The organism is Promicromonospora noduliphila, from assembly GCF_056951025.1.
Genome location: NZ_CM167806.1, coordinates 621,406 through 632,920, shown reverse-complemented (window position 1 = coordinate 632,920; position 11,515 = coordinate 621,406). Strand labels below are relative to the sequence as shown.

Annotated in this window: 10 protein-coding genes; 2 read left to right on the top strand and 8 right to left on the bottom strand. The window is 71.5% G+C overall.

The window, feature by feature from the left end; genetic code table 11:
• Positions 1-8: 8 nt before the first annotated feature.
• The 7 genes from AC0QU1_RS02700 to AC0QU1_RS02670 form a co-directional block, all read right to left on the bottom strand.
• The gene (locus AC0QU1_RS02700; RefSeq protein ID WP_483574131.1) at positions 9-1,412 is read right to left on the bottom strand and encodes an RICIN domain-containing protein; all 1,404 of its coding nucleotides are present in this window, start codon (positions 1,410-1,412) and stop codon (positions 9-11) included.
• 252 nt (positions 1,413-1,664) lie between these two features.
• Entirely contained in the window at positions 1,665-3,008 is a 1,344-nt protein-coding gene (locus AC0QU1_RS02695) for an ABC transporter substrate-binding protein (protein WP_483574130.1), read from the bottom strand.
• A gap of 52 nt (positions 3,009-3,060) precedes the next feature.
• Entirely contained in the window at positions 3,061-3,921 is an 861-nt protein-coding gene (locus AC0QU1_RS02690) for a carbohydrate ABC transporter permease (protein WP_483574128.1), read from the bottom strand.
• A complete protein-coding gene (locus AC0QU1_RS02685; RefSeq protein WP_483574126.1) occupies positions 3,921-4,709 on the bottom strand; it encodes a carbohydrate ABC transporter permease in 789 nt (262 codons plus the stop codon). The genes AC0QU1_RS02690 and AC0QU1_RS02685 overlap by 1 nt, the downstream gene beginning before the upstream one ends.
• Before the next feature lie 330 nt (positions 4,710-5,039).
• Positions 5,040-6,041, bottom strand: a complete 1,002-nt coding sequence (locus tag AC0QU1_RS02680) for a LacI family DNA-binding transcriptional regulator (protein ID WP_483576619.1) — start codon at positions 6,039-6,041, stop codon at positions 5,040-5,042.
• A 46-nt stretch (positions 6,042-6,087) separates the two neighbouring features.
• Positions 6,088-6,855, bottom strand: coding sequence for a pyrroline-5-carboxylate reductase (gene proC / locus AC0QU1_RS02675; protein WP_483616534.1), 768 nt, complete (start codon positions 6,853-6,855; stop codon positions 6,088-6,090).
• A 74-nt stretch (positions 6,856-6,929) separates the two neighbouring features.
• Positions 6,930-7,583: a hypothetical protein gene (locus AC0QU1_RS02670; RefSeq protein ID WP_483574122.1), complete on the bottom strand. Its 654-nt coding sequence runs from the start codon at positions 7,581-7,583 to the stop codon at positions 6,930-6,932.
• 134 nt (positions 7,584-7,717) lie between these two features.
• Between AC0QU1_RS02670 and radA the strand changes: the two genes are divergently transcribed.
• Together radA and disA are read left to right on the top strand one after the other, a co-directional pair.
• Complete coding sequence (gene radA / locus AC0QU1_RS02665; protein WP_483574120.1) at positions 7,718-9,151, top strand: DNA repair protein RadA; 1,434 nt, start codon at positions 7,718-7,720, stop codon at positions 9,149-9,151.
• Positions 9,152-9,204: 53 nt separating this feature from the next.
• On the top strand, positions 9,205-10,287 hold the full coding sequence (disA, locus tag AC0QU1_RS02660) for a DNA integrity scanning diadenylate cyclase DisA (protein ID WP_483574118.1): 1,083 nt from the start codon (positions 9,205-9,207) through the stop codon (positions 10,285-10,287).
• Between the two features lie 138 nt (positions 10,288-10,425).
• Here the strand turns inward: disA and AC0QU1_RS02655 are convergent, their stop codons facing one another.
• Positions 10,426-11,256, bottom strand: coding sequence for a hypothetical protein (locus AC0QU1_RS02655; protein ID WP_483574116.1), 831 nt, complete (start codon positions 11,254-11,256; stop codon positions 10,426-10,428).
• Positions 11,257-11,515: the final 259 nt, after the last annotated feature.

The following is an 11,515-nucleotide window of genomic DNA, read 5'->3' as shown; positions in this document are numbered from 1 at the left end:
AGCACTCCTCAGCCTCTGGTCCATTGCTGGTTGGTCGCGCCGGTGCACGCGTAGGTGATCACCGCTGCGCCGTTCGCCGTCGAGCCGCCGCTGACGTCCAGGCACTCCCCGGTCGCCCTGGACCGGACGGTCACGTAGCTGCCGGACGCGGCGACCACCGACCACTGCTGGTTCGTGCCGGTGCCGCAGCTCTCCTGGGTCACCGTCGTGGCGTTCTCCTGCACGCAGAGCGCGCTGTGCCTGGCCACGAGGTTGTAGTAGCCGTCGCCCCGGTCCCGGAACCAGAACCGCTGGTTGCCGCCGCCGTTGCAGTCGTACTGCTTGATCTGGGTGCCCGCGGCGTAGGACTGGCTGGTCACGTCGAGGCACCTGCCGGAGTGCCGCGCCGTGACCGTCTCGAACGGCCCGCCCCGGCCGGTGATGGTGCCCGCCGCGGCGTCGATCACGAGCTCCGGGTAGTAGTCGAACGACATGGAGGTCGAGGTGGGGAACGTGATCGGCGCCCAGACGTAGCGCGAGCCGTTCACGTTGGTGCCGATGGAGTTGCCCCAGCGGTCGCCCATGTACAGGTGGGACGTGCCAGAGGTGCCCTGCACCGGGAGCACGAACGTGGTCTGCGAGCCGTAGGCGGTGGAGTCGCCGACGTTCTGCATGGCCGACCAGCCCGACGCCAGGTTGCTGGTGGTCGCGTACTTCTGCTGGTTCGGGTTCCAGCCCGTGGCGCCGGACGTGAGCATGAAGTACGTGCTGCCCCGCTTGAACAGGGCGGGCGCCTCGCGGTGGCCGCCAGGCCACGGGTTGGCGACGAGCGACTGGATGCCCGTGTAGTCGGCGGTGAGCCGGTAGATGTGCAGGTCGTAGTTCTCGTTCGCGGCTGAGTACATGTACCCGGCGCCGTCGGTGTCGACGAACACGCCGATGTCGCGCGACATGTGGCCCAGCGGCCGGAAGCTCCCGCGGTAGTCGTAGTCGCCGTCCACCGTGTCGCTCAACGCCACGGCCGCACGCGCCTCGGAGTAGTCGGTGCCGTTCTCCTTGTGCATCCACATCACGAACTGCCCGGTGGACGCGTTGTACATGACCTTGGGCCGCTCGATGTTGGCCGTGGCGAGCTCCGGGTCGCTCGCCTCGGTGAGCACGTGGTTGCGGAACTCCCAGTGCACGAGGTCGGTGGACCGGTAGGCGGACACGTACCGGAACGTGTTGTCGGCGTTCCGGTTCTCGCCGAACCAGTAGTAGTAGGTGCCCACCTTGACCACGCCGCCGCCGTGGGCGTGCAGCGGGTTGCCGGACGTGTCGGTGAACTGGGTGGCGTTCACCACCGTCTCGGGTGAGGCCTGGGCGGAGACCGCTCCGACGGCCGTCGTCAAGGCGCAGGCAAGAGCAGCGAGGGCAGCAGAAAGACGCCTCACGGGACCACACTCCTTCATCGCAGTGCAGGACGGTGCAGGACTTTGGTGCGGGATTTCGGTTGTAGAGCGTTGGTGCGGTGGTGCGGAACGGTGACGCTGTGCGGTGCGGGTGGTGCTGTGCGCTCAGTGCGGGGACGGCGGTGCACGCGGCGCGGGTGACGCGGTGCCGGCGACGCTGTGCGCGTGCCGGGGCCGAGCGGGGATCCCGGAGCCCGGGACCCCCGCTCGCTCAGTAGGGATCAGCGGCCGGCGTCAGCCGTTGACCGTGAACCCCTGTTCCTCTCCGTACCGGACGTTCTCCTCCTGCCACGCGGCGAGCCCATCCAGCAGCGACGTCTGGTCGAGGTAGGCCTGGCCAACGGTGTCCGAGAAGATGCTGTTCGCGTACGACTGCCAGGGCAGGTACTGCCAGCCCTCGACCACGTTGTCCGCGCCGGCGGACAGCACCTCGTTGATCTTCTGCCCGCCGAAGTACTCGGACTCGTAGCCCAGGAACTCGTCGGACTCCAGCTCCGCGACGGTGGCGGGGAAGCCGCCCGTGTCCATGAACACCCGGATGCTCTCCGGGTCGGAGTTGAGCCACTTGAGGAACCCGGCGGCGAGCAGCTTGTCGTCCGAGCCGGCGGGGATGACCTCCGACGAGCCGCCGTTCTCGGCGTTCACGGGCGTGCCGTCGTACGTCGGCATGGGCGCGACGCGCCACTTGCCCGAGCCACCGGGGGAGCCGTCCTCGAAGACGCCCGGCATCCAGGCGCCCACCACGATCGCCGAGATGGTGCCGTCCTCGAGCGCCTGGAACCACTCCTCGCTCCAGCCGGTGATGTTCGCGACCAGCTCCTCGTCGATGAACGTCTGGTACATCTCGGCGAACTTCTGCGTGCCCTCGTCGGCGAGGTCCACCGTCACGGTCTCGCCGTCCACCTGGAACGGCTTGCCGCCGGCCTGCCAGATCAGCGAGGTGACGGTGCCCGGGCCGTTGCCGTCGTCGTTGAGCAGGAACTTGTCCGGGTCGGACTCCTTGAGCTTGCGCGCCTGCTCGATGTACTCGTCCCAGGTCTCCGGGACCACGAGGTCGTTCTCCTCGAAGACTTCAGCGTTGTAGAACAGCGCCATCGGGCCCGAGTCCTGCGGCAGCCCCCAGATGCCGCCGTTCTGCGACACGGCACCCCAGGTGGACGGCGTGTACAGGTCCTCGAGGTCGCCGAAGCCGTACCCGGTCAGGTCGGTGAGCTGTCCGGGAAGCTGGAACTGCGGCACCGACTGGTACTCGAGCTGCGCGACGTCCGGGATGCCCTTCTCGGCGGCGATCGCGTTCTGCAGCGCCGTGTTGTGGTCCTCCGCACCCTGCGTGTCCGTGAGGTTCACGGTCACGTTCGGGTACGCCGCCTCGAAGGCCTCGATCTGCTTCTCGGCCTGCGGCGTCCAGGTCCAGTAGTCGATGGTGCCGCCCTCCTGGAGCGCGGCCTCGATCTCCTCAGCGCTCGCGCCCTCGCCCGAGCCACCTCCGGCGTTGTCACCACCCGAGCAGGCGGCCAGGGTCGTGGCCAGCAGCGTGATGACGGCGCCCGCCGCGACGCGGCTGCGTGTGTTTCTCATCGTTCCTCCTCCTTGAGGTAGTTCATCGCGTCGAGTGGTTCGTCGACGTCGTTCATCCCTTGACACTCCCGGCGCTCAGGCCGGACTGCCAGTACCGCTGCAACAGCAGGAACACGATGACGATCGGCAGGATCGTCAGCACTGCACCCGTGATGACCAGGTGGAACACGGGGGCCGCCCCCACGCCGATCGCGTCGGCGTTCCAGCTCGCCAGCCCGATCGCGAGCGGGAACAGGTTCTTGTCGGACAGCATGATCAGCGGCAGGAAGTAGTTGTTCCACGTGGCCACGATCACGAACAGCGCGACGGTCACGATGCCGGGCGCGAGCAGGCGCAGCGAGATGGTGAAGAACGTGCGCCACTCGCCCGAGCCGTCGACCCGCGCCGCCTCCAGCAGCTCGCTCGGAACGGCCTCCGTGGCGAACACCCACATCAGGTAGAGCCCGAAGGGGGACACCAGGGTCGGCAGGATGACCGACCACATCGTGTTGGTGAGCCCGAGCTCGCTGAACATCAGGAACGTCGGCACCGCGAGCGCCGCGCCCGGCACGGCGACCGCGCCGATGATCGTGGCGAAGACCACCGAGCGGCCGCGGAAGCGGTACTTCGCCAGCCCGTACCCGCCGAGGGTGGCCAGCAGCGTGGCCCCGCCCGCGCCCGCCACCACGTAGACGACGGTGTTGCCGAACCAGCGCACGAAGATGCCGTCCTGGTGGGTCAGCACCTGCGAGATGTTGTCGAACAGCGCGAACGGTCCCGCCGGGAGCAGCCCGAACGAGTCGCCGAGCATGTCCTGCGTCTTGGTCGCGCTGATCAGCAGCCACAGCAGCGGGATCAGCGAGTAGGCGACCAGGCCCGCCATGAGCACCGTGAGGACGACCGACTTGCGCGGTCGTGCGAACGAGCCCGCCATCAGCTGTCCCTCCTGGTCCCGCGGAGCTGGACGACGTACGCGATCACCGCGGTCAGCACGCCCATGATGATCGCGACGGTCGCCGCGTAGCTGACCTGCTGGCCCCGGAAGCTCAGGTTGTACGCGTACATGTTGGGTGTGTACGACGACGAGATGAGCGTGGGCGCGAGGTCTTCGAGGATGTTCGGCTCGTTGAAGAGCTGGAAGCTGCCGATGATCGAGAAGATCGTGGCGATGACGAGGGCGCCGCGCAGGGCGGGGAGCTTCACCGCCGAGATCACACGCCACTGGCCCGCGCCGTCGATGGCGGCCGCCTCGTACAGCTCACCGGGCACCGTGCGCAGCGCCGAGTAGAGGATCAGCATGTTGTAGCCGACGAACTCCCACGTCACGATGTTGCCGATCGCGACGAGGATCCACTCCTTGGAGAACGGGTCGAGCACCTGCGCGCCGACGGTCTCGTTGAGCCAGCCGACCATGCCGATCCGCTCGCCGTACAGGAAGCCCCACATCAGCACGGCGACGACCCCGGGCACCGCGTAGGGCACGAACAGCGCGATCCGCGTGAAACGCTTGCCGAAGAGCCGGCCGCTGTCGATCACGAGGGCCGCGGCCAGAGCCACGGCGAGCATGATCGGCACCTGCACCACGAGGAACAGGAGCACGCGGCCGGCGCCGTCCCAGAACTTGGGATCGGTGAGCGCTGCGGAGTAGTTCTCCAGCCCCACGAACTGGTTGCCGCCCATGAGCTGGTCGCGGAACAGGCTCAGGTACAGCGAGTAGAGCACCGGCGCGAGGAACGCGAAGGCGAAAGCGGCCAGAAACGGTGTGACGAAGCTCCAACCGGCCGCGGAGACACGGAGGCTTGGTGGGCGGCGACCAGGCACTGGCACACCCCTTTCCCCGGACTACGGCGTCCGGACTCCCCTGGACGTCTGTGTCCTGGAACACGCCGGACGCTGGTCCGACGACGGAATGTGAACGTAAACATCCTCGTGCGCGGTGACTCTGCCACTGCCTCGCGAACGTGTCAACGCCCCTCGGCCGTGCCGGGCGGTGTGGGAGGGCCGTGCCGGATGGAGCCGGAAGGCGGCGCCCGGTGGAGCCGGAGCGCCTGGTCAGGCGCGTGGCGCCGCCGCGCTCCTGCGCACCACCAGCTCGGGCGGGATCAGCTCGGCGGCCGGCTTGCCGCCGTCGACCGCGGTGAGGAGCATGGCCACGCTGCGCCGGCCCAGGTCGACGAACGGCTGCCGCACGGTCGTCAGCGGGGGGATGAAGTGACCCGAGCCGTCGATGTCGTCGAAGCCGACCACCGAGACGTCGCCGGGTACGGAGACGCCGCACTCCCAGAAGGCCCGCAGCAGGCCGAGGGCGAGCTGGTCGTTGGCCGCGAAGATCGCCGTCGGCCCCTCGCCCGCCCTGACCCGCTGGGCCAGGTCGAGGCCCACCATGTAGCCGCGGTCCGCGGTCCAGCCCGCGATCACCGGCTCGGGCACGGGGAGGCGGTGCTCGGCCAGGACCCCGCGCCACTCGTCGGCGCGCTCGACGGCGTCCAGCCAGTCCGGCGGGCCCGCGACGTGCAGGATCTGCCGGTGCCCCAGCTCGATCAGGTGCTCGACGGCGAGCCGCGTCCCGGCCCGCTGGTCCACGGCGAGCGGGATGGTCGGCACGTCGGGCTTGAGCTCGCGCGCGGCGATCAGGACGACGGGGACGGGCGCCCGGAACGACTCGACGGCGTCGGCCACGTCGGTGTGCGGCGCGATGACCACGATGCCCTCGACCGCCTGGTCCATGAAGTGCTCGAGGGCCTTGTGCAGGGTGGCGGCGTCGTACTGCCGCAGCGTCGCGACGCTGACGTACCAGCCCTGCTCGCGTGCCGCCTCCTCGACGGCGATCAGCGTGCTCGACGGGCCGAACAGCGGCGACCCCGTGGTGACGACGCCCACCGTGGCCGACCGCGCCGTGACCAGGGCGCGTGCGGCGCTGTTGCGCCGGTACCCGAGCTCGGCGATCGCCTCGAGGACCCGCTCCCGCGTCGCCGGGCGCACGCTCGGGTGCCCGTTGAGCACGCGCGAGACGGTCTGGTGGGACACGCCGGCGAGCGCCGCCACGTCTGCCATGGCGGGCGGCCGCGTCGTCGCGGGTCGAGAGATGGTCACAGGAGGATCATCCACCCAGCTCGCGCGCGCGGTCACGCGCCGCGGTCGCGGCAGCCAGGAACGAGGCGCGCACGCCGCCGTCGTCCATGGCGCGCAGAGCGGCCGCCGTGGTGCCGCCGGGCGAGGTGACCTTCTCCCGGAGGATGACGGGGTGCTCGCCCGACTCGTCCATGAGGCGCGAGGCGCCGAGCAGGGTCTGGGTGGCGAGGCGGCGCGCGACGTCGCGCGTGAGCCCGAGCAGGACGCCGGCCTCGGCGAGCGCGTCGGCGACGTAGAAGACGTACGCGGGGCCGGAGCCCGAGATGGCCGAGACGGCGTCCAGGTCCTTCTCCGCGGCGCGCACCACGGCGCCGGTGCCCGCGAGCAGGTGCTCGACGGCGGCGAGGTGGGCCTCCGTCGCGGCGGCGCCGGGCGCGATCGCCGTGATGCCTGCGCCGATCGCGGCGGGCGTGTTGGGCACCGTCCGCACGACGGGCGTGCCGGCGGGCAGCCGCTGCTCGTAGAACGCCGTCGGATGGCCGGCCGCGACCGTGACGACGACGGCACCGGGCTCGATCGCGGACGCGATCTCGTCGAGCAGCGCGCCGACGTCCTTCGGCTTGACCCCCACCAGGACGAGGCCCGCGCCGCGGACCGCCGCCACGTTATCGCTGGTCGTGGCCACCTGGTAGGTCTCGCGCAGGCGCTGGGCCTTCGCCTCGGTCCGCACGGTGGCGACGACGTCGGACGCCGCCCAGCCCGCCGAGAGCGCGCCCGCGAGCACCGCCTCGCCCATGTTCCCGGCCCCGAGCACCGCTAGTCGCTGGTTCACCGCGCCATTCTCCCCCGAACGGTCGCTCGCCCGACCGGTCACAGGGGGAACGCCGCGTAGAAGTCCTCCATGGCGTCCGCCGGGCCGGTCGCCTGCAGCACGGCGGTCCCGTTCTGCCAGACGACGACGGCCTTCCCGCCCTTGTCCGGCACTATCGCGTATCGCCCCACGACCTTGTTGCCGACCTTCACGTCGCCCTCGCGCTCCGCGTCGCCGGCGGCGGCGGTCCAGGCCTCTGCGGCCTCCGCTGCCTCGTTCGACGTCGCCCACTGGCCCGCAACCAGCGCCACCTCGCCCGTGTCGCCGTCGGCGTACTCGGCCTGCCACGCCTCCAGCGCGCCCTGCCCCTTCGGCTCCTTGGCCTCCGCGAGCGCGCCGAGCGCGAACTGCAGCACCGTCGACGGGAGAGCCTTCTGGAAGGCCGTCTCGTCGCCGCTGCGGTCCATGGCCTTGACCGTCGGCGTCGGCACCGGGGCCGTGACGGTCACCGTCGGGACCGGCTGCGGCGTCGCCTCGGCACGCCAGAAGCCCGGCCACAGGAAACCCGCCACGAGGACCAGGGCGAGCACCACGACGAGCGCGCCGACGGCCACGACGAGCCGACGGCGGCGGTACACGGCCGGCGACGCCTTCTTCCCGGCGACCGATGCTGTCGCGCCGGTGCGCGACGAGTTCCCGCGCTGGTCGGTCATGTCTGGCTCCCCCGTGCTCCGTCCACCGGATACGCCACGGTGGCTCAGCCGAAACCCTATGTCGCACCACTGACATTCGGCATCAGGCACGCCCGTCCGCGCCCGTGTCAGTGACCCCACGTACGGTGGCGCCCGTGACCTCATCGACCTCGAAGCGGGCCCGGCCCGCGTACCGCTGCACCGAGTGCGGCTGGACCACCGTCAAGTGGGTCGGCCGCTGCGGGGAGTGCCAGGCCTGGGGCACCGTCGCGGAGGACGGGCCCGCGCAGGCGGCCCCCCGCACGGCCGCCGTCTCGGCCGCACGCGAGCCCGCCCGGCCCATCGCCGACATCGACGTCGAGTCGGCGCGCGCCAACCCGACCGGCGTCGGCGAGCTCGACCGGGTGCTCGGCGGCGGGCTGGTGCCGGGGGCGGTGATCCTGCTCGCGGGCGAGCCGGGCGTCGGCAAGTCGACCCTCCTGCTCGCGGTGGCGAGCAACGTGGCGGACGGCGCCCTCGGGCCCGACGGGTTCGAGTCGCCCCGCACCGTGCTGTACGTGACCGGCGAGGAGTCCGCTGCGCAGGTCCGGCTGCGGGCCGAGCGGATCGGCGCGCTGTCGCGGACGCTGCTGCTCGCCGCGGAGACCGACCTGGGCACGGTGCTCGGCCACCTGGAGGCGAACCAGCCCGACATGCTCATCGTCGACTCGGTGCAGACCATCGCGTCCGCGCAGGTGGACGGGGCTCCGGGCGGTGTGTCGCAGGTCCGCGAGGTCGCCGCCGCGCTGATCGCCGTGGCCAAGGAGCGGCAGATCCCCACGATCCTCGTGGGGCACGTGACCAAGGACGGCTCGGTCGCCGGACCCCGCACGCTCGAGCACCTGGTGGACGTGGTCTGCCAGTTCGAGGGCGACCGGCACTCGCGCCTGCGCATGATCCGTGCGGTCAAGAACCGGTACGGTCCCACGGACGAGGTGGGCTGCTTCGACCTGTCGGAGGACGGGATCGTCGGGCTGCCCGACCCGTCCGGCCTGTTCCTGTCGCAGGCCGGCGCGGGCGTCGCCGGATCGTGCATCACGGTCACGCTCGAAGGACGGCGTCCGCTCGCCGTCGAGGTGCAGGGTCTCGTCGCGCCGAGCCCGCTGACCAACCCGCGCCGGGCGACCAGCGGCGTCGACTCCAGCCGGCTCGCGATGATCCTCGCCGTGCTGCAGCGGCACGGCGGGCTGCGGATCGCCGACCAGGACGTCTACGCCTCGACGGTCGGCGGCGCCCGGATCACCGAGCCGGCGGCGGACCTCGCGGCCGCGCTCGCCCTCGTGTCGGCGCGCACGGGACGGCCGCTGCCCGGCGCCACCGTCGCCATCGGCGAGGTGGGCCTGGCCGGCGACCTGCGCCCGGTCGCCGGGCTGGACCGCCGGCTGGGCGAGGCCGCACGCCTGGGGTTCGCGCACGCCGTCGTACCGCACGGGACTGGCGTCAAGGCGCCCGCCGGACTCCGGCTGGTGGAGGCCGTGCACATCCGCGATGCGGTGGAATGGGCGCAGTCCGTAGGTCCCGGAACTGGCGACCAGATGGACGACAGGTGACCGGTCGGTGAAACGAACTGCTTGTGACCCAGTGCACAGCGTAGGATTTCTTCGTGGCCACGACCTCCTCGCACCCTGACGAGCTGCTCCGTGAGACCCTGGCCGCCGTCGCGCCCGGGACCGAGCTTCGCGACGGACTGGAACGCATCCTGCGCGGCCGGACCGGCGCGCTCATCGTGCTCGGTCTCGACTCGACGGTGGAGCAGATCTGCTCCGGCGGCTTCTCGCTCGACGTCGACTTCTCGGCGACGCGCCTGCGCGAGCTGTCCAAGATGGACGGCGCCGTGGTGCTCGACCGGCACGCCACCCGCATCCGCAAGGCGGCGGTGCAGCTCCTGCCCGACCCGACCATAGAGACCACCGAGTCCGGCACCCGCCACCGCACCGCAGAGCGGGTCGCCAAGCAGACCGGGTTCCCCGTCATCTCGGTGAGCCAGTCCATGCGGATCGTCGCGCTCTACGTGGGCGGGCAGCGGCACGTGCTCGAGGACTCCGACACGATCCTCGGCCGCGCCAACCAGGCGCTCGCGACGCTGGAGCGCTACCGCGCCCGCCTCGACGAGGTGTCCGGCACGCTGTCGGCGCTGGAGATCGAGGACCTGGTCACGGTGCGCGACGTGTGCTCGGTGGTGCAGCGCCTCGAGATGGTGGGCCGCATCTCCGACGAGATCGCGGGGTACGTGATCGAGCTCGGCGTGGACGGCCGCCTGCTGGCGCTCCAGCTCGACGAGCTGATCGGCGACGTCGGCTCGGACCGCGAGTTCGTGATCCGCGACTACGTGCTGGGCCGCAAGGAGCGCACGCTCCCCGAGGTCCAGGCCGAGCTGTCCGGGCTCACGTCGCAGCAGCTCCTCGACATGGGCCAGATCGGCCGGATCCTCGACCTGCCCGGCGGCGGGGACGCGCTCGACGCCGCCGTCGCGCCGCACGGCTACCGGCTCCTGTCCAAGGTGCCGCGGCTGCCGAACAGCACCATCGAACAGCTCGTCGGGCACTTCAGCAGCCTGCAGAAGCTCCTCGCCGCGAGCGTCGACGACCTCATGTCGGTCGACGGCGTCGGCGAGCAGCGCGCCCGGACGATCCGCGAGGGGCTGTCCCGGCTGGCGGAGTCGAGCATCCTCGAACGCTACGTCTGACCCCTGCCCGCCGGGTGTCGGACGTACGGGCCGCTCGGGTGTTCCGGGTGTCTGAGACCTCAGCGGGGTGCTGACCTTCGGGGGTTCCGATGTCGACGACGGTTCCCCTGCCGCCACAGGTCCAGACCGTCGACAAGGTCAGGGCATCCCGCTCGGCTCGCTGCTCGCACCGTCCGACGCCCCCGGGCCGGCGCTCGCGTCGGCACCGAGGCCACCGCTCGGGTCGGTGCTCGCGTCGGCACCGAGGCCACCGCTCGGCTCGGCGCCCGCACCCGCGCTCGGCTCGGCCGACGCCTCCCCCGAGGGCTTCGCGGACGGCGTCGGCGACGGCTCCGGGATCGTGTACGTCAGCCGCACCACCTCGCTGGACACGTCCTCGACGTCGGCCAGCGTGACCTGCGCGGTGTACTCGCCGGCGGCCGGCCTCGGCTGACCCGGCTCGCAGCCGGGCACGGACCGGGAGTCGGACCAGCTCACGGTCGTGACGTCGACGTCGCCGGGACCCAGGAGCAGCAGCCGCTCCTCGTCCGGGTCGGCGCAGTCAGCGGACGACCAGGCCCGCTCCGCCGTCGGCTCGCCCACCTCGCCCTGGTACACGGTGACCGCGAGGCTGTGCCGCGGACCGTCGACCAGGCACTGCACCTGGCCCGTGTTCCGCACCGACACGGTGAACCGGACCGGCACGCCAGGGGTGACCGACAGGCGGTCAGCCGCCAGCCCGATGTCGAGGTCCTGGCGGGTGCACGGCGCCGCCGCGGCGTTCGGGTCCACCGGGTCAGGCGGGCTCACCTTGTCGGACACGATCGGCGGGTCGGCCTCCGGCCAGGTCACCGCGACGGCGATCCCGCCGAGCGCCAGGACGACCAGCACCACCAGCACGCGGCCCAGCCTCCGCGGGCGCCGGCCGTCGGGCGCCCGTTCCGCGTCCCGGCCCGGGAGCCGCCCCGCCCGCTCCGGCGCACTGACCACCTGCTCGACCCCTTCGCTGAGAGCTGCCGCAAACCCCGTTCCGAAACCTACGGCCTGACGTGCGGTGACACCCGCGGCACCAACGTACGACGTCGCGCCCGGCCCCCACGGCAGCCGCGCCGCCAAGTCGGTCAGCCGTCCGACTCCACCCGACGGCGGTCGACGCGAAGGAGGCAGGTTGACCATGCAGTTACTGCCAGAACACGGCCCGGTTTGGCAGTAACTGCATGGTCAGCCTCACACGTCAGGTTCGGCCGAG

Excerpts from the sequence above, each read along its gene's own strand:
- AC0QU1_RS02695 (WP_483574130.1), bottom strand. The coding sequence starts at position 3,008 with ATGAGAAACACACGCAGCCGCGTCGCGGCGGGCGCCGTCATCACGCTG.
- AC0QU1_RS02690 (WP_483574128.1), bottom strand. The coding sequence starts at position 3,921 with ATGGCGGGCTCGTTCGCACGACCGCGCAAGTCGGTCGTCCTCACGGTG.
- AC0QU1_RS02680 (WP_483576619.1), bottom strand. The coding sequence starts at position 6,041 with ATGGCAGACGTGGCGGCGCTCGCCGGCGTGTCCCACCAGACCGTCTCG.
- proC (WP_483616534.1), bottom strand. The coding sequence starts at position 6,855 with ATGGGCGAGGCGGTGCTCGCGGGCGCGCTCTCGGCGGGCTGGGCGGCG.
- AC0QU1_RS02670 (WP_483574122.1), bottom strand. The coding sequence starts at position 7,583 with ATGACCGACCAGCGCGGGAACTCGTCGCGCACCGGCGCGACAGCATCG.